Genomic DNA, 25,933 nt, shown 5'->3' with positions numbered 1-25,933 from the left:
TCGACGCTCTACAGCCCGGAACAACTCGCCAGCATGCGTTCGGCCAGCACGCGGGTGCGCTTTCAGTTTCGTCGCGATGCGGCGGGAAACATGCAGATCTACGGCCTGCACACCCGCCCTGACAGCGGCACGGACCGCGTGCCTGTCACCAAGGCCCGATGGAATGCCGGCAAGAGCGCCATGGTCGCCGAGCTGGATGGCATCAACATCACCTGGACACCGAACAATGGCCCGGTAGTCAACACACCCTCTCCTTATCTCATCACGCCTGACAGGCTCGAGAATGTGCTGGTTCATCCCATCCCGGTGGGGCAGGAAACACGGATTACCCACTACCCCGGACATGATGAGAAAAATTTCACCTGGCAGGACACGATCATCACGTTCCCGGCCGACTCCGGCGTGCCGCCGTTGTATCTGGTGTTTGCCAAGCCGGCATTGCAACCGCTGGAAGTGGGTACTTATGGATCGTTCGCCGGGAGGTTGCGCAATGGTTTGGAAGTGGACCATATGCCTTCGCAAGCAACCCTAAAGCATTATCTCCGAGCTGACTTTCCAGACATCAGTGACAAGGAAATTGAACAATTTCTGAAGAGTGGCGGCAGCCTTGCTATTCCCTCCCACGTACATCGAAAGCGTAGCGAGACTTATGGAGGGCGGAACAATAAGGCCAAGCAAATCCAGGATGCCATCGATTTGCGTGCAGCAGTGGACAGCAACTTCAATACCGTCAAACCTTATCTGTTGGAGGAAGGTTTCTCCGACACGGAGCTTGAAGCCGCACGCGCCGATTTACACAAACTTAACCAAGAACAAGGTTGGTACTGATGGACGCCGCTACGATCAACCGTTGGACTGAAAGTCTTGGCTGTACCTACGAAGAGTTGGTGGCTGGTGGAGTGATTTCATCCAGTCAGCCACTGACTCAGTTGTTTAAAGGGGACGATGAGTTGATTCAGAACCCTACCTCGGGGATAAGCCTGTGGTTCTGGTCTGAGACAAGACGCCTGGAAAAAATCATCATCACACTGATTCAAACCGTGGATGGTCAAACCATTTACACCGCTGGGCTTCCCTCACCTTTCTCGCCCAAGATGAATAAAGCGAGTGTGCATGCTCTCTTTGGCGAACCGATGCAATCCAAAGGTGCAGCCAAAATTCCTGGTAGTGGTGGACAGATATCCGGCGGATGGGACGCCTATCGCCTTCAGGAGTGTATCCACCCCAATGCCCGTGTCGGTTTTAGCTACACCGCTGACCTGAGGGTTAAAACGCTCGCCTTCGCCTTGATCGATAGGGGCCACGACTGAGTCTTCCTTAGCCGGGGCCCTCCCCTAAACCGCCCTCACAAAAAACACCGTGACCAACCCGGTATCCGCCGAGCGTTGCAAGCCCGCGATGATCTTCACCAGGCGTCCCTGGTTCAGGGCCTCCTTGACCGGCTTGAGCACCGCGCGCTGGCCCAGGGGCCTCAGGTCGAAGTGCCGGTTGAACCAGTCGTCCGTCAACTGCCGCGGCCCCCCTTTGTAGCGGGTCATGTGCACCACGCGCTTGTCGGTCCATTTGAGCATGATGTAGTAGAGGTGGTCCGAGCCCGGATGGGTACAGAACAGGTTGACCGTATTGAAGGACTGGGATTTCGGAATCTCGCTCACGATAAAGCCATGACGGCGCAGGACGGTGGTGACGGCACTTTCGCTGTTCACGGCCAGGTCGGAAATACGGGCCTGCCCCCTGGTGTCGAAAAGCCGCGGGTCGACGGCCTGGGGCGTATCAAAGTCCAACCGGGAAAAGCCTGTTGTAGCGTTCGCGCGACCGATGGTGAAACGAGCCCGCGTCAGGGGCTGGGCATCAAGTTCGCGCAACAGTACATCCATGTGTACACCCCGCGAACTCCAGGCTTCCTGCGTGCGCTTGAGCGCGACCATCCGGCCCGCCGTGACCGACCTGTTGGCCACATCGCTGCGCTCGATCAAGCGGTTGGCCGTCCGGTGCAGGCTGGCCGATGTCATGCCATCAAGAGGCTGCGCCAGGGACCGTTCCAGGGGCTCGCCGAACAGGGCGGCACGTACTGTCCAGGTCTGGCTGCGCTGATCGAACGTGGCCGGTACCGGCTGCTCGTCCAGGTTGCTCCACCAGTGGTGGAGGTCGGTCCGGGCCAGACCGGCCAACGAGCCGGGGCGCTTCAGAAAGACGATATCGGGGTGAATCTGGAAACCATCGGGCAGCAGTTCAAAATAGCGCCCGTCCAGTTTCAACAAGCGAACCTGATCGGCACCCCGCCTCGTATAGATCCCCCGGCTTGCCGACACTTCCACGACCTGTTCGTTTTCCAGGAGCAATCCCCGCGTTTTCCAATCCGCGGGCAGCAAGGCCGGTCGACGGCTCATCCAGTCCAGTTGCGGCACGGGTGCATCGGCAGCCGGCGGCGGTACAGGCGTCTCCCAGGGTTGCCACATCGCACGGCTGGGGCCTGGCAGGGGCTCGGGCGCATCGGCGCGCAGCAGGTACTCACCCGGCTCGCGGATATGCAGGATCAGTTCATTTTCCTGCGCGGCGGTTTTCTTCAGGCGCAAGGCACTTTCGCCCTTGGGCTGGTAGACCTCGTAGTGCTGTTTGCCGTCCGAGATGAACTGCACGCCGTTTTTCACGTAACTGCCGGCATGGGTCGGGCCATGCAGGACCACCGCGTCGTCCGCGGCGACCTTCGCTTCATAGCCCGGTAGCATCGGCCTGGGCCGGGCAGCTCGGTCGAGTTTTTTCAGGGCCATCGCGCCCTTGTGGGAAAGGGCCTGCCGCTGGGTAAGAGACTTCAGCGCCGTGCGCAGCCAGATCCCGTGCCCGGCCCTTGCCGGCCGAGTGGCCAGGCCGGCGGGAAAGAACGTCAGGGCCGCATCGACCAACGTCATGTGGGCCGCCTTGAACAGTTCGAAAGCATCGCGCGGGTCACCGCTACGGTGGAATTGGCGCAAGGCCACGGCCGTCTCGTAGGCATTGACCGCGATACTGACCACCGGCACCACCGACAACACTCGACGCCAGAAGGCCGAGCGCTGTTCGTGTTCACGCAATTCACGCAACTGCGCCAACTGCCGGGCGGAGTTCGAGACCGACCGGGCACGTTGTTGTGCCCGCAGGACGAAGGCATGGGCGAGGATCAGCGACAGATCGCAGCGCGTGGTTTTCACCAACCGCAGCCACTGCCCGGGGTTTTCCGCGATCTCGCGCCGTACCTCCTGTTCCAGTGTGGTGGCATCCGGCACCGCTTGCTCCGGCTCGCTGGTCCACCAGTTCCTGATAACCTTGAACAGCGAAGTGGGCTTGACCGTGGCAACCGAATCGACAGCCGGGGACGGCAGCACCGATGCCGCTCCATCCCCTCGCAGCTGAGCCGGGCGCATCGGGCACGACTCCTGCGCCAGCGGATAACCCTCGACCACCTCCCTGTCCCAGCCCGCCGCCAGTCGCTGCACGATATCCGCCACCCGCCGCGAGGCCTGTTCGATATTCACCAGTGCCCGTTGCGCCGCTGCCAGGTCGGCGTGTTCGGTCAGCACCTGGTCATGGGGAGCCCCCGGCAGGTAGACCAGGGTTTTCCCGGACACCCTGTCATGGATCGCCACCGCGTTGCCCACATGCCGCGCCCGGGCAAACGCGCGGCCGGCGAAGGTGACGAGGTGCAGTTCAAGCTCCAGGCGCGCGGTGCGCAAGTCCACGGAGAACTCGGCGTTCAGCGCCACCTCGAAGGCTTGCGCGGCCCAGTCGCCAAGCCCCTGTTGCCGGGCGCTGAACAACTCCATCGCGGCGCGTTGCCGGACCACCCGGTACAACAGCGCCCGGTCGAATGCCTTGATCTGTTCGAGCCGGGGATCCTCCACGCCGTAGAACGCCCGCTGGATCAGGCGGTCGTACTGGCCGCCAAGGTCGAGGGCGGAAATCGTCGCGATCAGGTAGTCGGGCGTCAGGCGCTGCTGCCAGGTGCGGTCGAGGACTCGCCCGTGCTGCAGCCGTCGCCTGGTGCCCAGGACTTGCGGATCGAGGTTTTCCAGGGCCAGGCGCAAGAAGCTGTAGGTCTGCCGCGTATCGCTGACCACGGTCTTCGGACCCGACTCGCCCACCGCGCGCTCAGGGTGACCGGCCCACACCCGCTCGACACTGTCGGGAAGATCGAACAAGGGTTTGTCGATCTCCAGCCCCGGGTACAAACCGTCCAGCCTGAGCCGCTCGATGAGCTTCCCACGGGCAAAGTCGTCCAGGTCCGGCAGTTGTCGTTCCAGCTTCAGCTCCAGCGCCTGCCCGCTTTTCTGGTAGCGCGCCAGCAACCGCGCGTACTGCCGGCGCAGCGATCGGGAGGCCTCGCTCAACCAGGACGGCAGCCCTTGCGCCTGTACCGCACCGAGTCGCAGGGCAGCCAGATTGTCCAGCGCCCGTTCACGGGCGTCATGAGCGGGAACGCCAAGGTTCTCTGCCAGTTCATCGGCCAGCAGTTGCAGGGAAGCCGGCGCATCGGCGATTTCCGAGAAAGGCCGCAGGCCGCCTTCGACCGCCCGGCAGACCCGCAGATGGTCATCGATCTGCTGCTGCAAACCCTGCCGCAGGGCACTCGCTTCAATGGGCTGGTAATGGACGGGTAGGCGCTCGCCGGCCGGCCGGCCGCGCACCCAGCGGTGCGCTTCGCCACGCTGGTCGCGGGCAATCAACGACCAGAGGCTGTCGCATTCCGGGCTGAGCAAGGTGAGGCCCAGCCGTTGCGCGAGGCTGTCCAGGCTGATGAAGCGTTGCAGCCCGCCCTGCCGCCCCGGCACGAACAACAGCGCCGAGGTGCCCACGCGCCGATCCGCCAGGGCTTGGCGGGTGCTGATGACACAGGCTCCCGCCAGCGGCCAGCGAGAACCCTCGGGCCCCACAACGATATGGGCGATTTGTGTATCACTGGCGGCACACGCCTGCGCCAGTGGTGGTGGCGGCAGCACATCGAGGATCCGCTCCAGTTCCTCAGGCTCGATCAGGCCGAGTTGATGCTGCATCCGTGCTTCGTACAAAAGAGCCTGGCAGCGACCCTTGAGCAATTTGCCGGCAAGATCGTTTCCCTCTTCGTCCCTGGCACTCCACAACCCGGCCCGGGTGTAAGCCTCGCGGTCCTGAACCAACGCCTGGAGATCGCTCGCCTGTTGTCGCCAGCGATCGTGGAACGCGAGCAACTCGTTGTAGGCCGGGCTGTCGTGCCCCGGGTCCCGCTCATCGAGCAGCTTGAACAGGCCGCGCTCCTGCTGGCGGATCTTGCTCTGGCGCAGGCGCACCGGCAGGTCCTCGGCCAGGCTGCCGAAGGTGATCTCCAGCATCCGCCGGTGTTCATCGCGGCGCAGCAGTCGCGCGAGCGGCATCCTTACCGCGGGCAGGCCCGCCAGCGCGAGACGCGATTCCTGCATGGCCTCCACCGCCTGCAACGGTGTCAGGCGCGACGCGTCGGCCAAACCCTCGGGCAGCATGTACGCGGTATTGAGCAGCAAGGCGGCGGCCCATTCGTTGGCCAGCTGGGTGTCCAGCCGGCTCAGGGCACTGTGGGCAAAGGCATCGCCGGTGAGCGCCGCGCAGTCCTGGAAAAGGTAAGGCAGGGCCGGCCGAGTGCCTTGAGGAAACAGCCGATGGCGCGCCTGCAAGGCGAGCAGTTGCCAGAGCCGATAATTGCCCGCAGCGTCGAGCAGTTCCGGAAGTCGGCGGTGCATTTCAGCAGGATTGGCAAACTCGAAGAACTCCACGGGCCCACCAGGTACGAAGACCACCTGCCTGCCCCGCTGGGCACTCCCGGTCCCGTAAAGGTGCAGGCTACCGCTCAACGCCAGTGTCGCCTCGCCCTCTCCCGACCAGACCAGTTCCGACACCGAGAGACGCGCCCAGCGGCCGCCCGCCAGCGCCCGCGCTTCGTGGGTCGGGGCATCCAGCAGGCCCATCAGCATATTGAATGCGCCAACCGACAAACCGCCGAGGCCATACGTCAACAGGGCCTTGTCGTGGAACAGCAGCTTGTGCAGTTCGATCAGCCGATCCCGGCGCGAGACGTTGCTGCCGTAAGCCGGTTGCTCCCAATAGTCGCGCAAGGCCGTATCGATTCGTGAGGACAGCCCCAGGGATTTCAAGCGCGCCAGCACTTGCCCGGGGTCCAGTTGCGGGGCATGGTCCGGCTCGCCAACCAGGCCCAGGCGCACGCCAAGGCCCGAGCCCAGGGACAGGAACGGATTGCGCAGCAGCGACATGGCGACCTGGGCAAGCGTCCGCGCCATCTGCCCGTCGCCACAACGCAGCGGCGGGATGAACAGGAGGAGGTGCGGATCGTGGCCGAAGGCTTCGGTCAGTAACTGCTGGAGCACATCACCGATCCGTGGTGCCCGCTCGAAAAGCTGCTTGAGCCGGCGCTGGCTGTCGAGCCCGCGCACCAACGCCGCCTGGAGCCGGTTGAGCAACAGGCTGGGGTGTTTCGCGGTAGCGATACGCTCGGCGAGTTTGCTGCCGAAGTGCTCCAGTGCCGCCTCTGGGGCGGACAGGAGCGGTGTTTCAACTCCGTTGGCCGGCTCCTGCAAAACCGTGTTCATGCGCATTCCCCTTTTCCATGGAAAAAGGGGAGAGCCTAGAGCTCAACCCGGCATGCCCAGGCACTAGATAATTAACGACCCAGCGCAAGTCGGGCCTGAAAGGGTTTCAGCCGGCCTTGCCGTCATCGTCCGAGGGCAGGCGAATCACCCGGGGATGGGCCGGTGGTGCCAGCGGCTGCGGCTGCTCATCCGGCTCGACACGGTACAGGTGGGTGATCACTTCGCTGACGCCACCGTACTCGTCGTTGTGCACGATCATCGTCGCCGACTGGCGCATCCGGGCGAAGTTGTCGTCGCTCAACTTGAAGCTGCGACTGAGCCCCTCGTCCCCGACCACGGGTGCCGGCAGGCGACGCTGGGAATAGCTGCGGCTCTTGCGCTGCTGATAACGCGCCCAGGCAATCAGCAGCGCCGCATTCAACAGGCCGATCCAGAGATAGATCTGCAAGGTATTGAGGGCATCGAAGAAGGAAATGTCGATGCGTGGCCCGGCATGCCCGTCAAGCAACGGCCACAGGCCCTGGATCAGCAGGTACAACAGGCCGATCCAGGCCAGCAGGGTCAACACCGCGTCGACGATCGCCATGAAAGGCCGCTGGCGGGTTCTGATGATTTTCATGAGCGCACCTTCTGCTTGTCATCGTCGACAGGCTGGATCCCCCGGTCCGGACTGACCCAGCGGGCCCGCTTGCCATCCTGACCGAACAGCACCCGGGGAAAGCTGACCAGGGTGGTGAAGAAGCTGATCAACCAGAACACGAGTGGATACCAGACCACCCAGAACATGATTTTCCACAAGTCCCGTTCATACCGGCGGTCAATCAATACGCTGACCGCGAACTGCCCGAGGCAGACCATCGCCAGCAACAGCCCGGTGAAAGCCGGCGGCAAGATGCGATGCACGGCGATCGAGGCCGGCATCTCGATAAACAGGCCCATGAAATAGAAGATGATCGACAGCAGGAAGGTAAACGCCCAGCCGGTCGACAGGCAGTATTCGAACAGCAGCGGCCACAGGTAACGGTGGCGCCATTGCCAGATGCCACGGATATTCTTGAACAACACCTCCGCGCCGCCCTGGGCCCAGCGCAGCCGCTGTTTCCACAGCCCGCGCAGGGTTTCCGGCATGAGGATCCAGCACAGCGCCCGGGGTTCGTAGAAGACGCTCCAGTGATCCAGCTGCAGCTTCCAGCTGATGTCGATGTCTTCGGTGATCATGTCCGGGCTCCAGTAGCCCACCCGGTCCAGCGCGGTACGACGGAAGGCGCAGACCACGCCGGAGACGGTGAAAATCCGCCCGAAGACCCGCTGCGTGCGCTTGATCAAACCGATGATCGAGGAAAACTCACCGACCTGCACCCGGCCGACCAGGGTCGAGCGGGTACGGATCCGTGGGTTGCCGGTGACCGCGCCCAGACGGGCGTTCTGCAGCAGCGGCGCCACCAGGTAGGCGGCCGTGTGCGGCGCCAGCAGGGCATCGCCGTCGATACACACCAGGTACTCGCTGCGGGCCGCCACCGCGCCCATGCTCAGGGCCACCGCCTTGCCCTGGTTCTGCGCCAGGTGGATCACCCGCAGGCGCGGGTCCTGCTGCGCCAGGCCATCGAGCAACTGGCCGGTGTTGTCGCTGGAGCCGTCATTGATGGCGATCACTTCGATATTCGGATAGTGCTGGGCCAGCGCCGCCTCGATGGTCTCGCCGACATTGTCACCTTCGTTGAAGCAAGGGATCAGGATCGAGATCAGCGGTTCGCCGGCCAACGGCGGCGGCAGGGTGTCGGCTTCCCAGGGCCAGCGTCGCTCCCAGTGCAGCCAGAAGTACAGGCCGCCGGCCATCCACAAGCCCGACATGAACAACGGGTAGAAGAACACGAAGTCCATCAGGAATTGCCCGGTGACCAGGAAAATCACGCCCAGGGGAAACCCCAGGACGAGCGCCAGGACGATCAGTGCCAGGATTCGATCCATCATGATCTAAGGATTCCACTTGTTGGAAAGTGCGGGGCGTACGCTTTTCAGGTCCGGACTGTCTTCGAGGAAATTGTCCGGGTAGTAACCGAAGCTGGTCGCCCCCTGGCGCTTGATCCGCCCCATCCAGTCCGCCAGCTGTTCGCCGGAGATATCCGTCGCCGGCTTCTGCCGCCAGTCCCGGGCCTGCAGTTCGAACACCGTGCGGTCCAGAGCGCCGGGGCGTTGAGCGATCCGCTCGACCAACCTGTCCAGCCAGTCGCCCGAGGCACTCTCGCTCTGGCCTTCCATCAACGGCATGGCCATGGGTGCGGTCCAGTCGTAGCTGGCGAGGAAATCATCGAGGTTCTGCGCGAACCAGGTTTCGCTGGCGGGATCGATGATCGGACGGGCGAACAGATTGCGCGCGGTCTGCACCTGCGGCCCGCGGATGGCGCGCACCTTGGCGGTCAGCTCGTGGGTGAAATCGACCAGGTAGCGACTCTTGAAACGGGTCCAGCGCTGAAGGGTCGCCGGGTCGTCGCGCAAGGCACTGATGGCACCCGGCAGGCCGTTGGTCGCGTAGATCCGCAGCGCTTGCGGGCCGGCATCCTCGAAGTCGGACAGCACGGCGTCGTCGTGATAAAGGATGCCGTCGACCGAAGTCAGCCGGGCCAGGTCTTCGTAGATATCACCGATCTGGCGGCGCACCTCGGGGTCGAACGGCGACAGGCGCAGGTACTGCTCGGGATCGGCCGCCGCGTGGCCGCTCACCGGGTCCCAGCGCGTCACCCGGGGCAACTTCGCGTCCAGGGCGAAGCTGAGCACCGGCATCCAGGCGAAGACCTCGACATGAGCGCGGGTGCGCAATTGCCAGGCGACACGCTCGAAGATATCCGCGCGGACCGGCAGGTGCCGGTTGGGGAAGTACAGCGAGCGCGCCAGGCCATCGCCTTCGGGGTCGGCGAAGGCTTGCAGGAAGACGGTATTGGCACCGATGTCGGAAATGCGCTGGACCAGCTTGTCGAGGTTGATTTCCTGGCGGACCGGATCCGGGTCGTAGACGTTATCCAGGTCGACATGCACCACGCGTTTGGGCGAGCGCGCCTGCACCGCGACGAGGCTGCTGGCGTAGTGCTCGCCATCGGGGTCCGAGGCCACCAGGAAACGCGGGCTGCTCATCAGCCTGTCGACGCTGCCGAGGCCGTCATCCAGGGTCAGCGCCAGCTTGTAGCCCTGGTCGTCGATCACCCGTAAAGCGGTGCCGTCAGCCACCCCGTAGGGCCAGACCCAGACCCGTGGCGCGTGGCCGGTGACCGCGCGGATCTTGTTCGAGATCGCCACCACGTCCGCGCGTATGCGCGCCTGGAAATCGGCTTCGCTTTCATAGCGGCCGGTGGCGGCATCGTAGCGCCGCGTCGCTGCCGCCGGTTGCTGGTTGCCTTGCGGATTGGCCAGGATGCCCAGGTGGCTGGCATCCGTATGGGCGGCGATCTCGACCAGACCCGAGGCGGAAATCTCCTTGATCTGGGCCCAGGTGAGGAACTGCGAACGCGGGCGCATTTCGCCGGCGAAGTTCACCGGCCGATCCGCCGGCGTATCGATCCAGGCCCCGACCGGCGCCAGCAACGCCGGCCACCGATAGCTGCGCAACACCGGCATCACCCGGGTGTAGAAGCTGGCGTAGCCGTCGTCGAAGCTCAACAGCACCGCCTTGGGCGGGAGCGCCGTACCGCCGCTGCGCGCCGCCAGGATCTGGTCGACGCTGACCGGCCGATAGCCGTTTTCCCGCAACCACGCCAGTTGCTCGAGCAACCGCTCGGTGCGCACGGCCACCACGGCCTGGTCCGGGTCGCGATCCTCGACATCGTGATAGGCGATGCCCAGCACCTGGTTCTTCGGCCAGGGTGCCTCATTGGCCGGCAGCGGACGCTGCGCGGGGGCGGTGAAAATCGCGGGAGGCTGGGCGCAGGCGCCGAGCAGCAACACTCCCAGGAGAAGCAGGCAACGCGAGATCAAAGGCATCATCTATCTCTTCTAGAAGCGATAAGTAAGGTCGACGGTCAGACGCAGATCGCGTTCGCGATCGCCGTCGTACGGTCGGCTGAGCCAACTCACGAGCGCACCGGCTTCGAAGACATCGTTCCAGGTCACGCGCTGGCCGTAGCCCAACAGGGCCATGGCGCCGGTCGAATGATCGCGCTGGCTGTAACTCCCCGCACCGGCCTGGAACTGCTGGCTCCATACGGTTTCGTAGCGGTGGTAAAGGATGTGATTGACGTTCACGGTCGGCAACACACTGAAATCGGACTTGGGATTGAAGTACGGGACGTCTTCGCTCTTGGTGTTGTGGCTGGTGCTGACCTCCAGGCCCAGGTCCACTTGCACATGCGGTGCGCTGTAGAGACCTTCGCGTCCGGTGAGCACGGTTTCGATGCGCCGGTTGCCGTCGCTGAAACGCGAAGGCGTCACCGCCAGTTTCCACTCACGGCTTTCGTTGGCCCGCCAGCGCAGGAACGCGCTCGCGGAGTTGGCGCTGATGCCGTTCTTCAAGGCACGCAACGGTGTCGCCGCGGCCAGGCGCTCGAGGCTGCCGCCGTATTGCCAGTGGTCGTCGATGTCCAGGGCGGCGGCCAGGCGCGCGCCGATCTTGCTGCCGTCACCATAAGACTGGTTGGACACCTCGGCTTCCAGAGTCATGTCGCGGGTGCGGCGCTCCACGCCGATGCGCTGCCAGCGACGCTGGGCATCGCCTTCGGTGAACTTGCCGAAGGCGTAGCCGGCACCGGCGAACAACCGCCAGTCCTCATTGATCGGCGGGCTGTACAACACCGTTTCGAGGCCGTAGTCACGGCTGCCGGTCACCGCCCCGGGATCGCTGTCCGAGCCGCCGCCAAAGCTCTTGCCGGTATAGGCCTGGACCCGCAACTCCGCCATGTCATGGACATCGCGCAGCCGTTGCAGGCGCTGTACCTGGCGATTTTCCGGGAAGCGCTCGACCAGGTCGTCGGTCAACGCATCGAGCTGGCGCCATTCCTGCAGATCGAGCGCGGTGTAGCCCTGGACCACCTCCAGGCCGCGATCCCTCGGGGCCTGGCCTTCGGTCTCCTTGTTCAGGTATTCGGCACGACGCGGCCATTCACGGGCCAGGTACATCTGCGCCAGGGCCACGCGCAAGCCGATGTTGCCCGGTGCCTGGTCGAACAAGGCATTCAAGCCTTGCTCGCTCTGCGGCACATCGTTGTCATACAGCCCGACCTGGGCGTTCAATTGCTGGGCATCCATCCACGAATCACTGGGGTTGCCCAGCGGCAATCCCTTGAGAGCGACCCGCGGCCCTTCGTTTTTCGCCAGTGTCTGCGCGACCTGGCGGGCCTCTTCCGGCTTGTCGCTCTCAAGCAGCGCATAGAACAGGGCGGAGGTGTCATCGACGCGGTCGGCGGGGTCGGCGTCCGGTGCCGACAGCGCCTGGCGATACAGCTGCGCGGCGGTCTCGGGCTGACGCACATCGAGATAGGAGGCCGCCACCCAGCGCAGGGCATAGGTGGGAATCCGTACGCCTTCATCGATCAGCTTCTGGTATTCGAGCAGCACATCGGCGCTGCGCGCGCGCGCCTTGAGCGCCCCCATGCGGTCGATGCGCCAGCGCACCACGTCATCCCGCGCCTGGGGATTGGAGGCCCAGGCGCCGAGCAACTGGTCATAGTCGGCCAGGGCGCGGTCGGCGACGACAAAACGTTCGCTTTCGCTGCGCGAGGCGAATTCGGCCAGGCGCACGCGCTCGGCCGCCAGTTCGCCTTCAAGGCGGGCCTGGGGCAACGCTTCGATCAGCCCCGGATGACTGCGGGCCAGGCGCAACGCCGGCTCGGGCAAGCGCGCACGTTCGAGGGCAAAGAGGTATTCGCGAACCACCTGGGGGTTGTCCGAGGCGCGGATAAACGCCTGGTCGTACTCGAACAGCGCGCCATAACGGTCGTCGATCCGTGTCAGCGCATAGCCCAATGCCAGGCGGCGCGCAGGATCGTTGGGTTGCCTGGCCACCAGTTCGCGGGCGCGGCGCACGGCCTCTTGCGCCTCACCGCCGTCAGCCTGGGTCACGGCCAGGCCCAGCTGGGCATCGACATTCTGCGGCTCGCGCGCCAGCGCCAGGCGATACAGGCGTTCGGCGTCGTCCCAGCGCTTGAGGTTGCGATAAGCCCTGGCCGTGGCCGTCAGCGCCTGAACCGGCAGGCTACGGTGCACACCGCTGGATTCGTAGACCGCCACCACCTCACTGTCCAGCCCCGCCCAACTGGCGATCTGCAAGTGGTCGCTGACCTGGCCGGCCGTCTGTTGCCCGGCGGGCATCTGGCGCAATTGGCTCAGCGCCGGAGTGTAGTCGCCGTTACGGGCCTGACGGATGAGTTGGTCATAGGAGGCGTCGGCACAGGCCAGGCCGCTCCAGAGCAACTGACTGCAAAGGGCCACCTGAATGAACAGGCGTCGATCAACACGGGCAAAAGGAATCGCGGTGCTCGGCATCTCGTCAGCTTCCTTACGTGGCAACTAAAGCCCGCTACGTCCAGAAAGCCACCCTTGGATGATGCGAATTGGCTATCTGATTTGGAGCCTTTCACGCAAGGTTAGACCAAAAAATCAACAGCAATAATTATTCGGGCAACGGTGGGCCCGAGGCGGGGCAAGCCGACTCATTCGGATAGAACCGCCAGGGCGAAAGTGAAGATCGTGCCCTTGCCCTCGACACTCTCACAGCGAATGTGCCCGCCATGCCGGTCGATCACCGCCTTGACCATCGCCAACCCCAGGCCCAGCCCTTCGCTGTCGTGGGCCGAGGCAAAACGCCGGTAGGACTCGAACAGCCGCGGCAACTCGGCGGCACCGATACCCCGGCCCTGGTCGCTGATATGGCAGGTCAGCCGGTTATCCGCCACCGTCAGGTCGAGGCTGACGCAGGTCTCGGAGGGGCTGTACTTGATGGCGTTTTCCAGCAGATTGAACAACGCCCGGGTCAGCAGCGCGGCATCGGCACGGACCAGGCTTTCATCGGCCCCGTCGAGCCGATGGCGCAGTTCGATCCCCTTGAGCTGCGCCAATGGCGCCACCTGGTCGAAGGCATCCAGCACCAACATGGCGAACAGCACCGGCTGGAACTGGTAGGCCTCCGACTCGGCCTTGGCCAGGTGCACAAAGGCCTCGGTCAGGCCCAGGGCGCGGCGGACCTGTTGTTCGATCTGCCGATGCAGCGGTGCATCGGGGTGTTGTTCGCGCTGCACATCCAGCAGCGCGAGGATCGCCGAATGCGGCGCGCGCAGGTCATGGGACAGAAAGCGCAACAAGGCCGCCCGCTGTTGCTCGGCTTCGCGCTCCAGGCTCAGGTCCGCCAGGCTGAACAGCCAACCGACGGCGACTTCATCTTCCGCCGACAGCAACGGTGCGCGGTCCAGGTGCAGGGTGCGCTGGCGGCTATCGCGAAACTCCTGACTGGCCAGTTCGGACAATGCCAGACGCTCGGGCCCGTGCATGCCGGGAAAGCCGAGACGCGCCAGCACATCGAGCCAGTCTTCGCCCACCAGTACCGAATCCGCCAACACCGGGGCCAGCAGCTCACGGGCGCTGCGGTTGGCGAGCAGCACCTGACCTTGAGTATCCGTGATCAACGTGGCGACGGGCAGGCACTCCAGGCCATCGGCCATGAAGCGTCGGGTATCGCGGGTGCGCCCGAGGGCCTGCTCCAGGGCGGCGATGCGACCTTGCAGGACATCGCCCCTGGGCACGACCGGCCGGCGGCGTTCAGGCAGCACCCCGGGTTCGTCGTTCAGCCGGGCCAGCTCCCAGCCGAAGTAGGCCAGCACCGCGCTCAGGCGTCGCCAGTTCCAGATCAGGTAAGCCAGCAGGAAACCGCTCAGGCTCGCCGCCGGCGACCACCACAAGCCGAAGCGCAACAAGCCCCAGGCGCCCGCCAGCACCGCCACCATGCAGGCAAGCGTCAGCCACAAGGCGTGCCGCGCACGCAGCAACAAGCCGCCCAGCAACAGGGCCACCGCCGCCACCGACAACAGCATGCCCGCCAATGGCGGTAACTCGACAATACTGCGTTGCTGCAGCAGGCCATTGAGCAGATTGGCCTGGATTTCCACCCCGGCGGTGGTCCCGGCCTGTTCGGAGACCGGCGTGACATAACGGTCGCCCAGGCCCGGCGCGGTGGCGCCCACCAGGATCAGCCGGTCACGCAACAATTGCGGCGGTACCTCGCCACGCAACACGCTGCTGTAGGGCACGCTGGGAAAGGCGCCGGCACCGGCGACAAAGGGCAGCAAGATGGCATTCTGGCGCTGCCAACCGTGGAGCTCGGAGCGATCCGCGGTACCCGGCATCAGTGGCCGCCCGCCCGCCGGCAGCGCGATCTGATAGGCCAGCCAGGCCAGTTGTTCACGGGGCTGCCCGACCGGGCCTTCACGCAGGAATACCCCACGCACCACGCCGTCGTTATCCGCCTCGACGTTGATATGCCCGACCGCCCGGGCACAACGGCGCAACGCTTCGACCGGCTCGATTTCCCGCAGCGGCGTGGCAAACCGCGGTACACCTTCGCGCAGCAGCGGCAAGACCACGTTGCCGGCGCGACACAGGGACTCGGCCAGGCGTTCGTCACCATTACCGGAGCGCTCCGGCTCACTGAAGATCACATCGAACAACACCCCCCGAGGCTGCGCCGCGCTCAGCCGATCCAGCAGTTCGGCATGCACGCTGCGGGGCCAGGGCCAGCGGCCCAGGGTCTCAAGGCTGCGATCATCGATGGTGACCAGCAGGATCCGTGGATCGACCGGCAGCGGGCTCCAGCGACTCAGGCGATCATAGAGAAAATGGCTGAACGCCAGGTTCTGGCTCAGGGACAGCACGGCGGTCAGCGGCAGCAACAGCAAGCCCACCAGCAGCCACTCGCGCAGCAGTCCGCGAAACAGCCGTTGCGCCTGCGTCGGTTCGCGTCCCTCGCGCCGCCGCCAGAACCTCATGGATACGAAACGCTCATGCAGGTGAAAGACCGCGGCTATTGGGCATGCAAGGTCCTGGGCCAGTAGTAGATATCGTAGACCCCAGTCTGGCCCTCAAGTCCCTGTTCGTCGAATGCCGACAAGCGCACGTGGTAGAACGCCGCCTGCAAGTCGCTGAACTGGATCTGCGGCGTGCTGGAGAAACGTTCCTGCTTGATATTGAGGAATTCGACGTCGGTCGCGACCTGCGCGCGGTAGCGCCGGGCACCCTCCAGCGGCTGGAGAAACAGTTGCCAGACCGGCTTGTCGCCGCGCTGGCCGTCCTGTCCCACCAGACGCGGTGCCGGCAGCAGGTCGATGGGTTTCAGCTCGCCGCTGCTGCGGATCTTCAAGCCCTGCCGGGCATTCACCGGTACCGCCGCTTCGGCAACCGGCAGGCGCTGCGGCCCGGTCTTGCCAGGCGTCGCCGGGGCGGCGATACGACTGACCGCGACCTGACCGTCCAGCACTTCGACCAGCACCTGGCCGTCTTCGCCACGGGTGCGGAAATGAGTGCCACGCACACCGAGCACGCCCACCGGGGTCTGGATGCGGAAACGGTCGTGATCGCTGGCGCGCTTGATCACATAGGACTCGACCTGGCCCTGTTCGAGGATCACCTGGGGCACCGCCAGCACATCATCCAGGCGCAGGCGGACCTGCGAGCTGGACGGCAGGACGATCCGCGAGCCATCCCCCAGCACGAGGCTGACAAAGGCATCGGATGCCGTTCGCACCGCCTCCTGCTCATCGACCGTCATCCCCTCTTCCAGGCGGCTTTCCCGGCCCTTGGCGTCGAGCTTCCAGGCCTCACCGGCGAGGTGCAGGACTACTGCCGGCAACGGTTGCGGACGGCATTGCTGTTCACGGTCGAGATAGGGCGCGCGCGACACGGGGGTCGCCGCCGAAACGCCAAGGCCGAGCAGGCCGATCACGGCACCGATCAGCCACGGGGCTACTGTTCGAAAGGGCATGCCGCGAAGCAGGGGAAAGGAAGAAGAGAAAGGCTCGGTCATGGGCTCGGTTGCTCGGACAAGGAGCTGGGATAAGGACTACGGCGTTGAGCCAGGTTTCTCAATCATGCCACAGCACCCTGCAACCACCAGGCCGCACTGTATGTCCTGATATGAAAGGAGTGCCACAAAAAAATGGCCAAGGGAAGGCATCCCAACCTTCCCTCGACAACGATTCGTGTGGATCCGAATCGCTACCCGTCCGTGGGTCGGACTTGCTCCAAAGTGCCCCTGTGCTACTGGAGCTACTGTATGGGCAAATCCGTCGATGGCGGGCAATCTGCCAGAATTGTTCAGAATTGCCCGGCTCGGAATTATCCGTTTCAGAATATCCAACGCTGCTGCTCCTGCCGCACAGCCCGTTCCTTGATCCACTGCGCCAGCGCCAGGCTGCGCGAGCCCGGCAACTCAGCGGGCGCGACCAGGTCGCTGGCCGCGGGCATCGACAGGCGTACGGAGACGATCGTCGCCGTACGCGAGGCCGAGTAGAACAGGCCGAAGGCAAAACCAAGTCCCAGGCACAGCATCAGCCCGGTGATCACCGACACCATCGCCCAGGGTTGCCAGCGAATGACGCGAAGGGGGCTGCCCATTGTTCCTTCTCCTTGTATCCACGAACCGGTACCCTGCAACCAGGCAACTCGAGCCCCGCACAGCAGGCACCGGCAATTTGATATCAGCCTAACCAGCCGGCGCGGGTGCCTGAGGGATTCGCCAGAATTGTTCAGATTTCGCCGACGCCGATCCGTCAGAATCGGGCTTATCAGGCAAGGAGAAAGGACAAGACCATGCGTGTCGCCATACTCGATGACGAACCCGCCGAACTGCGTCGGGTCGAGCAGACCCTGGGGCAGATGGCCCAGGCGGGCGAACCGCCCTGGACCGTGCACAGCTTCGAGCGCGGCGAAGACCTGCTGCGCCAGTTACGCCGCGAAACCTTCGACCTGCTGATTCTCGACTGGCAGTTGCCGGATCTCAGTGGCCTGGCGCTCCTGCGCTGGACCCGCGAGCACATGGAAGCGCCACCACCGGCGATCATGCTCACCAGTCGCGACGCCGAGAACGATATTGTCCTGGCCCTGAGCAGTGGTGCCGACGACTACGTCAGCAAGCCGTTTCGGGCCAATGAACTCAAGGCGCGGATCAACGCGGTGCTGCGCCGGCATGGCGTGCAGCGTCATGCCGCCGGCGAAACCGCGACCTTCAATGACCTGAGCTTCGACGATGCCGAACTGCTGGTCAGCCGCGACGGCCAACCCATCGGCCTGACGGAACGCGAGTACCGCCTGGCCCGTTGCCTGTTCGCCAACCTCGGGCGGCCGCTGTCGCGCGAGTACCTTTACGAGCGTTTCTGGCCCCACGAGGAAGTACTGTCCTCGCGGCCCCTCGATACCCATATCTATCGCCTGCGCAACAAGCTCGGGCTGACCGCCGAGCGCGGCTGGCAATTGCAGACCGTGTACGGTTATGGCTATCGACTGGAAAGTGTCACGTCAGAAACGTAGGAGCCCGTTACCTGTAGGAGCCGAGCTTGCTCGCGAAGAGGCCCTCAAGGCCTGTAGGAGCCGGCTTGCCGGCGATGGCGTCCTTGAGATCGCTAAAAGCTTCGCGAGCGAGCTCGGCTCCTACAGGTCACGAAAGCGTCCCGGGCAAGCACGCTCCCACATGGCGGGTGCTTACTCGGCGGCTTCAGCGCCGCCCAGGCCACCGACCTTGGACATCATCAGCGCGATGAAGTCTTCCACCGGCATCTTCTGCCCGTTGAAATCCACCTGGCCAGCGGCGTAGTGCAGCTTGGAGACGATATCCGTGCCCGAGAGGGTCGCCATCTCGGTGGACACCGCCATGGTGCCGGCCATTTCACTGGTCATCGACGCGTACTGCGCGATGGCCTTCGGATCGGTCTGGCCCTCGACCTGCGCCTGCACGCCGGCAAGATCGGCGATCATCGGCTTGGACAGCGACAGCTTGGCGTCCAGCTGCGCAATCAGTTGCTTGCCCAGCTCCAGCGGCGGCAACTGCGTGGACGACGGGTTGGTCAGGTCCAGCAGCAGGCTGAAACGGCTTTCACCATTGGCGGTCTTGAACGACAGGTTTTCCACGGCGATCTGCGGCTTGCCGGCCAGCAGTTGCTTGATATCGGCCTGGGCCTTGAGTTGCTGCTCGGCGGTCAGGGCCGGCATCGTCGGGGTGTCTTCACCCTGCGCGGCGGCTTGCTGCATGGCCTGCAACTCGGCCTGGTAGGTCTGGGTCAGGGAGCGTACCGCCGGGATATCGAGGTTCTTCGCGGCCAGGCTCATCTGCGCGCTGCCCACCGATTTGCCGTTATAGCCGATATCACCAATGGTGTAGGCCAGGCGTCCGGCGAGGATATTGCCGGTGGCGTCCAGGGCGTCCTTCTGCTCGAAGTCCTTGATCGTCACCGTCGCCGGGCTCACACCATAGGTCACCTTGGCGTTGCTCAGTTCCAGGGTGTTGCCGCCCAGGTAGAAACCGAAGTCGCTCTTGGCCAGGTCGCTGGCCAGGGTCAGGCCACCCAGCTCGACCGATACCGGCCCGTCCTCGGCGGACTGGGCGGCGATCTTCAGGCTGTCCATGTAGCCGTTGAGCTTGATCTTCGCGCCACGGTCGCTGCCGGTCAGGTTCAGGTTCAGCCCGGAGAACTTCACCGTGCTCTTGTCGTCCGGCGCGAAGTCCAGCGGGATCAGTTCGACGTTGCCGTCGATCGAGTTGTTGTAGCCCAGCGCAACCACGCCCTTGAGCGGCGCGGCGCCCTTGGCGGCGTCGAACCACTTGGCGGTCACGTCGTTCTTTTCCAGCTCGTAGTTGCTGTTGACCATCACCGGCGTCAGCTTCAGCGCCTTGAGGCGCGACCACGGCAATGGCCCGTGTTCGATATGGTCGACGAACAGCAGCTCGACGTCCTTGTTGTCTTCACCGAGCTGCAGGTTCTGCAGCTTGAGCCGGTAATGGGCGGTGCTGGTGAACAGGTTGCGCTCCAGCGACACCAGCTCGATGCTCGCGTTGCCGCCGCCACTGCTCAGGGCCGTCTTCAATTGTGCGTTGGCTTCCTGGATCGAAGTGTTCAACACCCCTTCCAGCTGATTGCCGGTGTACCACGCGCCAGCGGTGCTCAAGGCACCCACCACCACGACAAACCCCAACAGTACGCCTGCTGATTTATTCATGAATTGACCCGATCAATGTCCGTTGTGTTGAAAATGCTGGTCTTCCCTGAACCCCTGGTCGGGTTCGGCTCGACGGCGCCCGAAAGGACGAAGAGTAGCATTTGCACGAAGACGGGCGCACCTGTCACCCCGGTATCGGCATGTGACGAAGGCAGCAAAATGCACAGGAAGAACACGCGCAGGCACCCGGCAAGGCTGCCGGGGTACATTGCATTGACGCCAGGACCGCCATTAAGTTCGGGTCACGCCTGGCGACTCACGAATACTGCAGCTCCATTTCGTCCAGCTGATGGTCGAAGGTCTTCAGCCGTGCCGTCCAGGTGTAGACCAGCACCTCGAAATCACGGTTGATCACCACACCATCCGGCGAATCGTTGCGCGGGTCGCAGACGTCCAGTTGATAACGCTCGCGGGCCATGGCAATGGCCACGTCCGCCAGCTCACGGGCATTGCTCAGCCAGTGGCGCTCTTCGTGGGCCACTTCGTGGTCGAGTTTCAGGCATTGGCTCTTGAGGGTTTCGAGGCTTTTTTCCAGGGGCGTGCCGGTCAGCTCGCCCATGACTTCCTGGAAGGTCCGCCCCGGCTGCCAGTAGCTGCCCCAGAAATAGCGGTCGAACACGGTTTCGACCCGGCGCAGGGCGACCTTGGTGTCCCAGACCAGCACCAGGGTCTTGCTCTGCGATAACTGGCGCTTCTTCACCTGCTGGCTCTGGTAACTGGCCCAGGCCACCACCACGATGGACATCACGGCAATCAAGGCACTGGCGCTGTCGAGGAACACCAGTGCCTTGTCGATCTGGTGGGCGAGCATCACGCCGTAGAAATACGTCGCCGAGAGCAACACCAGGGCCACCACCGCACACCAGAAACCGGGAGCATAAGGGTTTTTCATTATTAGAATCCCCATCAAGCCACGCCGACCGCGCGTGAGGATTCACCCGAAGCCCCGAACCAACGACGGCCAGCCGATAGTTCAGAGCATAGCAACGGACTCAGGGTTTCGCGTGTTCCACAGGTGGCGTTCGTCCGCTTTCCCAACCACCGCCCAGTGCCAGGAACAGATCGATCTGACTCATCGCTACCTGGGTGTTGGCCGAAGCCAGTTGCGCGCGCACATCGGTGTAGGTGCGGGTGGCTTGCAGGTCGGCGAGGAACGAGGCGCGACCGGCCTTGAAGAAGCGGTGCGTCTGATCCGCCGCGAGGCTGGCCGACTGCTCGGCATCGGCCAGCGCATCGCGGCGGTCGAGTTGCGCGGTGTACTGGGCCAGGCTGGTCTGGGTCTCGCGGATAGCGTTGAGCACCACGCCGTCGAAGTGCGCCAGGACACCCTGGGTGGTCGCTTCGGCCTCACGGATCCGCGCCCGCGCGCCGTTGGTCGGCACGGTCCAACTGATCGCCGGACCGAAGCCCCAGCGGTTGGTCGACGGGTCGCCGAGGTCTTTGAGGATACCGACCGTCCCGACCGTCGCGCCGATGCTGATGTTCGGGTACAGCTCGCCCGTGGCGACGCCGATACCGGCGGTCGCCGCCGCCAGCCGGCGTTCGGCCTGGCGGATATCCGGACGGCGCTTGAGCAACTCGGCACCGTCGCCCACCGGCAGCAGTTGGACGATATGCGGCAGCGCGGCGCAATCGGCGACGCCAGCAGGCAGCTGATCCAGCGGCCTGGCCAGCAACATCGACAGACGATACAAGCCGGCCTGGCGCGCCGCCGTATAACGCGGCAGCTCGGCGCGCAGGGATTTGAACTGGGTCTGGGAACGGGTGACCTGGGTTTCATCGCCGCGCCCGGCGTCGCGCAGGCGTTTGGTCAACTCGGTGCTCTGGGATTGCAGGTCGAGGGACTGCTCGGCAATCTCGCGTTCCTCGTTCGCCGCGCAGACCTGGGTGTAGGAGCGCACCACGTCCGCCACCAAAGTGATACGGGCGACATCGCCCGCCGCCTGGGTCGCGTCGGCATTGGCCTTGGCCGCCTCGATACCGCGCTGCAAGGTGCCCCACAGGTCGAACTGATAGGACGCGGACAGCGCGATTTCACCGATATTCGCCACCGGCACCTTTTCCGGCAGCAGGAACGCCTGGCCGGACTCCTGCAAGCGCTGCGCCCCGGCTTTCACGCCGGCACTGAAACCGCCGGCCGCCTCGGCCTCGTCCACCTGCGCCCGGGCCCGCGACAGGCTCGCCGCCGCTACCCGCAGGTCGGTGTTGGACGCCAGCGCCTGGCGCACCAGTTCATCCAGGCGCGGGTCCTGGTACAGGCGCCACCAGTCGGTCGGTACCGGCGCCGAGACGACATTGTCGCCGCTGCCGGCGATCTCGCCCTGCAGGTCCTTGCGCTGCATCGCCGAGTCGCCCGGCAGATGGTAGTCAGGGCCGACGATGGAACAGGCCGACAGCAGCAGGCCAAGGCCGAGTGTGGTGACTTTCACCAGCGGTTTCATTTCGCGGCCTCTTTCTTCGCGGCGTCCCCGGCATCATCGATGATCGAAACGGTCGCCGTCCGTCCGGCGATCATGCGGAAGTCTTCCGGCACATCGACGAAGGCGATCCGCACCGGAATCCGCTGGGCCAGGCGCACCCAGCTGAACGCCGGGTTGACGTTGGGCAGCAGGTTCGAGCCGCTGCTGCGGTCACGGTCCTCGATCCCGGCGACGATGCTTTCCACCCGGCCGCGCAGGCGGGCCTTGTCGCCGATCACGCGAATATCCACGCTCTGGCCGACATGGATGCCGTCGAGCTTGGTTTCCTCGAAATAACCGTCGATATGGAACGAGCCGCTGTCCACCACCGACAGCACCGGCCGGCCCGCCGTGACGAACTCCTGCTCACGCGGCGCGCGGTCGTTGACATAGCCGTCCACCGGGCTGCGGATCACCGAACGGTCGAGGTTCAGTTGCGCGGCGTCCACCGTCACCTGGGCTTCGGCCAGGGCCGACTCGGCACGGGCGACCTTCGACTGGCTTTCCTCCAGTTGCTCGCCGGCCACCAGGTTGCCGAGGCCACGGTTGCGCTTGTTCTCACGCTGGGCCTGGGCCAGGGTTTCCTGGCGGTCGGCCACCGCCGCCCTGGCCTGGCGCAGCGCCAGCTTGAAGCGGTCCTGGTCGATACTGAACAGCACCTGCCCGCGACTCACCAACTGGTTGTCGCGCACCTGCACCTGCTGGATCAGTCCGGAAACGTCCGGAGCGATCTGCACGATATCGGCACGGATATGCCCGTCCCGGGTCCAGGGCGCGAACATGTAGTACATCACCATGCGCCAGACCACGAGGCAGGCGAAGATCACCACCAGCAAGGTCAGGACCACACGGCCAATGGTCAAGATAGGTTTTTTCATGTCATCAGGTATCGACTGAACGAATCCACAACGCCCAGCAGCAAAGCGTAGAGACCGACGTTGAACAATGCCCGGTGCCAGACCAGGCGATAGAAGTGGCAGCGCGTCAACAGCCCGTGCACCACCAGGTACAGCGCATAGGTAATGCCCATCAGCACCAGCAGCGTGGGCAGGAACACCCCGCTGATATCGACGTCACCGATCATAAAGGCACTCCATTGATCCCATACGGCACGCTCTCCGGCTGCTCGCCGAGGTCGACGAACTCCACCCCGGGCAACAGCGCCAGGCGCAGGCCGCTTAGGGCGTGCAGCAGGTGCAGGCGGGTCTCGCCATCGTCCAGGCCCTGGGAGCTCAGGGCCCGGCGCGTGCGGTCCAGGGTCATCAGCAGGGGCGCCGGGGCCGGCAGCCGCTCGCGGGCCTTGAGGCAGGCGCGGAAGTACGCGCCGACCTCTTCCACCACCTGCTTGAGCAGCACGTTGGCCACCCCCAGCACGCGCGGGGTATAGGCCAGCAGGTCGAGCAGATTCAACGCGACCCGCAACTCGCGCAGCGCAGCGCCGGTGTCCTGGCCGGTCATGGCCAGGCGCGGCAGGTGCTGCATCAGCCGGTCGAGCATCTGCGCGCCCATGTGCCGGTGCTCGGCCAGGGTCGCAGCCTCAGTCAGGCTGACGATGTCGCGCCAGCTGAAACGGGTCAGGCGCTTGGCCGCCAACTCGGCACCGAAGGGCCGCGCCACCAGGGTCCAGATAAAGGCGAACAGCAGCCCCACGGGACCGGCCAGATTGGCGTTGGTGAAGTTCAGGAAGTCCGCGTCATAGGCGCCCGAAATGCTGATGAAGGACGAGGTGTTGACGATGGTCAGCAAGGTGCCCAGGTAGAAACGCGGCTGCACGGTGAGGGTGCCGACGCAGATGAACGGCACGGCGAACGCCAGTACCAGCATCGGAAAATCGTGCAGGTTGGGCAGCACCACGAAGAGGTAGAGGCTGGCGAAAATCACCGACATCGCGGTCCAGAAAAAGAACCGGTAGATCTGCGGCGCCGGGTCGTCCATCGCCGCGAAGAAGCTGCAGGCCACCGCCGCGAGAATCACCGCGCTGGCGCCGTCGGTCCAGCCGAGCAGGATCCACAGCACCGAAGCGACAATGATCGCCAGGACCGTGGAGCCGGCCGAATACAGCATCAGGCCGCGGTCGAGAAACGGCGTCAGGCGGCTCAGGCGCCAGTGGCGATAGACCGCGCGCCAGTTGTCCTGGCTTTCGCACTGGATGGCGTATTGCAGGCTGCGCAGGTCCTGCCACAGGTCGATCCACTCGCCAAGGCGATAGAGGGCGTTGGAGAACAGCAACTGGCGACGCTCATCCAGCTCGACCGGGCTCGGTTGCAGGCTTTCGACCTGTTCGCGCAGGGCCTGCCAGCGTTCGACCGGCGCTTCCCGGGCGGTGCTTTCCAGCCATTCGCGGGTGGCGACGAGCAGCGGCTCGAAGCGCTCCACCAGTTCCGGAGTACGCCGTTCCATGGCGTAGAGCGCATCGTCCAGAGCATCGACCACCGGCAGCAGGTGGATCATCCGCCCGCGCAGTTCCCTGGCGTTGCGCACAGTCTGTGGCCGCGCGCCTTCGTGGCTCAGTTGGCCGATCATCAATTCCAGACTGTTGAAGGTGGCGACCATGGCCGAGCGCAGGCTGCTCACTTCCTCGGCCTGCACGTTGCGCTCAAGGAATTTCAGGCTGTAGTTCGAGGCGTCGCCAAACCACTTCTTCGCCGCATCCTGCAACACCGGCGCCAGCCGGCGCGGCCAGAACATGCTGCCGACCACGGCGGCGACGACGATGCCGAGAAAGATTTCCTCGGTCCGCGACACGGCGATATCGAACACGTTCAGCGGATTGTCCACCACCGGCAGGGCGATCATCGGCATGGTGTAGCCGGCCAGCATCAGCGCGTAGCTGTTGGCGGTGCGCAGGTGCAGCGAGAGAAACAGCAGGATGCCGGTCCACAGCGCGACCGCCACCACCAGCAGGAACGGCGTCTGCACGAACAGCGGCACGAACAGCACCGCCGCCGAGGCGCCGAGGAACGTGCCGACCGCCCGATACAGCGCCTTGGAACTGGTGGGGCCGACAAAGGGGCTGGACACGATGTACACGGTCGCCATCGCCCAGTAGGGGCGCGGCAGTTCCATCAGCAGCGCGATATACAGCGCGATCATCGAGGCCGCGAAGGTGCGCACGCCGTAGAACCAGTCGCGGGCCGGCGGCATGCCTGTCCAGAAACCGTTCAAGAATCGGCCACTCCCGACGCTTGCCCGGCGGCCTCGAAGGCCCGGATCACCCGCAGTGCCGCTTCCAGATCGGCCGGCGCAATGCCATCCAGCACCTCGCGACGCAGGCGCACCAGTTGGGTTTCGATATCGTGGAACAGGCCGTGGCCGGTCTCGGTCAGGCCCAGGGTCTTGGCGCGGCGATCACTGGCGTCCTCGGTGCGCTGCACGTAGCCGGCATTGCACAGTTGATCGAGCAGGCGGACCAGCGACGGGCTTTCCATCCCGGCGACCTGGGCCACCGTGACCTGGCGTACTCCCGGTCCCATGCGCCCGATGATCAGCAACGGCATGGCGCAGGCTTCGGAGATGCCATAGTTGGCCAGCGTGGTCTGGCAGACCCGCCGCCAATGACGCGAAGCGAGCACCATGCCAGTGCTGATGTTCTGCTGGAGCTGTTCGAGATGCTTGGACACGAGAGGATTCGCACAATGTTAGTTTGCTAACTATCAATATCGCGTATCGATCAGGATTTCGTCAAGTCTTGAAACAATTTGTTCT

18 protein-coding genes are annotated in these 25,933 nt (G+C 64.5%); 3 read left to right on the top strand and 15 right to left on the bottom strand.

The window, feature by feature from the left end; translation table 11 throughout:
• A partial coding sequence (locus tag HX851_RS31755; RefSeq protein ID WP_177066396.1) for an S-type pyocin domain-containing protein occupies positions 1 to 828 on the top strand: 828 nt, incomplete at its 5' end.
• Entirely contained in the window at positions 828 to 1,310 is a 483-nt protein-coding gene (locus HX851_RS31750) for a DUF6392 family protein (RefSeq protein WP_177066398.1), read from the top strand. The genes HX851_RS31755 and HX851_RS31750, both read left to right, overlap by 1 nt.
• 24 nt (positions 1,311 to 1,334) lie before the next feature.
• On the opposite strand, the gene HX851_RS31745 is transcribed toward HX851_RS31750, so the two are convergent.
• The 8 genes from HX851_RS31745 to HX851_RS31710 all read right to left on the bottom strand — a co-directional run bounded on the left by HX851_RS31745 (position 1,335) and on the right by HX851_RS31710 (position 17,174).
• A complete protein-coding gene (locus HX851_RS31745) occupies positions 1,335 to 6,590 on the bottom strand; it encodes a dermonecrotic toxin domain-containing protein (RefSeq protein WP_177066399.1) in 5,256 nt (1,751 codons plus the stop codon).
• A gap of 106 nt (positions 6,591 to 6,696) precedes the next feature.
• Positions 6,697 to 7,209 (bottom strand): poly-beta-1,6-N-acetyl-D-glucosamine biosynthesis protein PgaD, encoded by a 513-nt coding sequence (pgaD, locus tag HX851_RS31740; protein ID WP_177066401.1) that lies wholly within the window; start codon positions 7,207 to 7,209, stop codon positions 6,697 to 6,699.
• Positions 7,206 to 8,561: a poly-beta-1,6-N-acetyl-D-glucosamine synthase gene (gene pgaC, locus HX851_RS31735; protein WP_177066403.1), complete on the bottom strand. Its 1,356-nt coding sequence runs from the start codon at positions 8,559 to 8,561 to the stop codon at positions 7,206 to 7,208. The genes pgaD and pgaC overlap by 4 nt, the downstream gene beginning before the upstream one ends.
• Positions 8,562 to 8,564: 3 nt before the next feature.
• Complete coding sequence (gene pgaB / locus HX851_RS31730) at positions 8,565 to 10,562, bottom strand: poly-beta-1,6-N-acetyl-D-glucosamine N-deacetylase PgaB (protein ID WP_177066405.1); 1,998 nt, start codon at positions 10,560 to 10,562, stop codon at positions 8,565 to 8,567.
• Between the two features lie 12 nt (positions 10,563 to 10,574).
• Positions 10,575 to 13,058: a poly-beta-1,6 N-acetyl-D-glucosamine export porin PgaA gene (pgaA, locus tag HX851_RS31725; protein ID WP_177066414.1), complete on the bottom strand. Its 2,484-nt coding sequence runs from the start codon at positions 13,056 to 13,058 to the stop codon at positions 10,575 to 10,577.
• A 167-nt stretch (positions 13,059 to 13,225) separates the two neighbouring features.
• Complete coding sequence (locus tag HX851_RS31720) at positions 13,226 to 15,550, bottom strand: CHASE2 domain-containing protein (RefSeq protein WP_177066416.1); 2,325 nt, start codon at positions 15,548 to 15,550, stop codon at positions 13,226 to 13,228.
• 35 nt (positions 15,551 to 15,585) lie between these two features.
• On the bottom strand, positions 15,586 to 16,542 hold the full coding sequence (locus HX851_RS31715) for a FecR family protein (protein WP_256737018.1): 957 nt from the start codon (positions 16,540 to 16,542) through the stop codon (positions 15,586 to 15,588).
• 362 nt (positions 16,543 to 16,904) lie between these two features.
• Positions 16,905 to 17,174: a hypothetical protein gene (locus HX851_RS31710; protein WP_177063516.1), complete on the bottom strand. Its 270-nt coding sequence runs from the start codon at positions 17,172 to 17,174 to the stop codon at positions 16,905 to 16,907.
• A 195-nt stretch (positions 17,175 to 17,369) separates the two neighbouring features.
• Between HX851_RS31710 and HX851_RS31705 the strand changes: the two genes are divergently transcribed.
• Positions 17,370 to 18,086: a response regulator transcription factor gene (locus tag HX851_RS31705; protein WP_177063515.1), complete on the top strand. Its 717-nt coding sequence runs from the start codon at positions 17,370 to 17,372 to the stop codon at positions 18,084 to 18,086.
• Between the two features lie 171 nt (positions 18,087 to 18,257).
• On the opposite strand, the gene HX851_RS31700 is transcribed toward HX851_RS31705, so the two are convergent.
• From HX851_RS31700 to HX851_RS31670, 7 genes are all read right to left on the bottom strand, one after another.
• Entirely contained in the window at positions 18,258 to 19,769 is a 1,512-nt protein-coding gene (locus HX851_RS31700) for a YdgA family protein (RefSeq protein ID WP_177066418.1), read from the bottom strand.
• A 256-nt stretch (positions 19,770 to 20,025) separates the two neighbouring features.
• Positions 20,026 to 20,661 carry an NADH:ubiquinone oxidoreductase subunit N gene (locus tag HX851_RS31695; protein WP_177066421.1) on the bottom strand — a complete coding sequence of 212 codons (636 nt, stop codon included), beginning with the start codon at positions 20,659 to 20,661 and terminating at the stop codon, positions 20,026 to 20,028.
• A 100-nt stretch (positions 20,662 to 20,761) separates the two neighbouring features.
• Positions 20,762 to 22,210, bottom strand: coding sequence for an efflux transporter outer membrane subunit (locus HX851_RS31690; RefSeq protein ID WP_177063513.1), 1,449 nt, complete (start codon positions 22,208 to 22,210; stop codon positions 20,762 to 20,764).
• The gene (locus HX851_RS31685; RefSeq protein WP_177063512.1) at positions 22,207 to 23,106 is read right to left on the bottom strand and encodes an efflux RND transporter periplasmic adaptor subunit; all 900 of its coding nucleotides are present in this window, start codon (positions 23,104 to 23,106) and stop codon (positions 22,207 to 22,209) included. Before HX851_RS31685 ends, HX851_RS31690 begins: the two co-directional genes overlap by 4 nt.
• On the bottom strand, positions 23,103 to 23,312 hold the full coding sequence (locus tag HX851_RS31680; protein WP_177063511.1) for a DUF1656 domain-containing protein: 210 nt from the start codon (positions 23,310 to 23,312) through the stop codon (positions 23,103 to 23,105). The genes HX851_RS31685 and HX851_RS31680 overlap by 4 nt, the downstream gene beginning before the upstream one ends.
• A complete protein-coding gene (locus HX851_RS31675) occupies positions 23,309 to 25,393 on the bottom strand; it encodes an FUSC family protein (protein ID WP_177066422.1) in 2,085 nt (694 codons plus the stop codon). The genes HX851_RS31680 and HX851_RS31675 overlap by 4 nt, the downstream gene beginning before the upstream one ends.
• On the bottom strand, positions 25,390 to 25,803 hold the full coding sequence (locus tag HX851_RS31670; RefSeq protein ID WP_218170809.1) for a MarR family winged helix-turn-helix transcriptional regulator: 414 nt from the start codon (positions 25,801 to 25,803) through the stop codon (positions 25,390 to 25,392). The genes HX851_RS31675 and HX851_RS31670 overlap by 4 nt, the downstream gene beginning before the upstream one ends.
• Between the last annotated feature and the right edge of the window lie 130 nt (positions 25,804 to 25,933).

The organism is Pseudomonas gingeri (assembly GCF_013385635.1).
Lineage (GTDB): Bacteria > Pseudomonadota > Gammaproteobacteria > Pseudomonadales > Pseudomonadaceae > Aquipseudomonas > Aquipseudomonas gingeri_A.
Note: the sequence above shows the minus strand (reverse complement) of the source record. Positions and strands in the feature narration are given on the sequence as shown.

Bases quoted from the DNA above. Each gene is read 5' to 3' on its own strand.
- HX851_RS31750 (WP_177066398.1), top strand. From the start codon at position 828: ATGGACGCCGCTACGATCAACCGTTGGACTGAAAGTCTTGGCTGTACC.
- HX851_RS31745 (WP_177066399.1), bottom strand. From the start codon at position 6,590: ATGAACACGGTTTTGCAGGAGCCGGCCAACGGAGTTGAAACACCGCTC.
- pgaD (WP_177066401.1), bottom strand. From the start codon at position 7,209: ATGAAAATCATCAGAACCCGCCAGCGGCCTTTCATGGCGATCGTCGAC.
- pgaC (WP_177066403.1), bottom strand. From the start codon at position 8,561: ATGATGGATCGAATCCTGGCACTGATCGTCCTGGCGCTCGTCCTGGGG.
- pgaB (WP_177066405.1), bottom strand. From the start codon at position 10,562: ATGCCTTTGATCTCGCGTTGCCTGCTTCTCCTGGGAGTGTTGCTGCTC.
- pgaA (WP_177066414.1), bottom strand. From the start codon at position 13,058: ATGCCGAGCACCGCGATTCCTTTTGCCCGTGTTGATCGACGCCTGTTC.
- HX851_RS31720 (WP_177066416.1), bottom strand. From the start codon at position 15,550: ATGAGGTTCTGGCGGCGGCGCGAGGGACGCGAACCGACGCAGGCGCAA.
- HX851_RS31715 (WP_256737018.1), bottom strand. From the start codon at position 16,542: ATGCCCTTTCGAACAGTAGCCCCGTGGCTGATCGGTGCCGTGATCGGC.
- HX851_RS31710 (WP_177063516.1), bottom strand. From the start codon at position 17,174: ATGGGCAGCCCCCTTCGCGTCATTCGCTGGCAACCCTGGGCGATGGTG.
- HX851_RS31705 (WP_177063515.1), top strand. From the start codon at position 17,370: ATGCGTGTCGCCATACTCGATGACGAACCCGCCGAACTGCGTCGGGTC.
- HX851_RS31700 (WP_177066418.1), bottom strand. From the start codon at position 19,769: ATGAATAAATCAGCAGGCGTACTGTTGGGGTTTGTCGTGGTGGTGGGT.
- HX851_RS31695 (WP_177066421.1), bottom strand. From the start codon at position 20,661: ATGAAAAACCCTTATGCTCCCGGTTTCTGGTGTGCGGTGGTGGCCCTG.
- HX851_RS31690 (WP_177063513.1), bottom strand. From the start codon at position 22,210: ATGAAACCGCTGGTGAAAGTCACCACACTCGGCCTTGGCCTGCTGCTG.
- HX851_RS31685 (WP_177063512.1), bottom strand. From the start codon at position 23,106: ATGAAAAAACCTATCTTGACCATTGGCCGTGTGGTCCTGACCTTGCTG.
- HX851_RS31680 (WP_177063511.1), bottom strand. From the start codon at position 23,312: ATGATCGGTGACGTCGATATCAGCGGGGTGTTCCTGCCCACGCTGCTG.
- HX851_RS31670 (WP_218170809.1), bottom strand. From the start codon at position 25,803: ATGGTGCTCGCTTCGCGTCATTGGCGGCGGGTCTGCCAGACCACGCTG.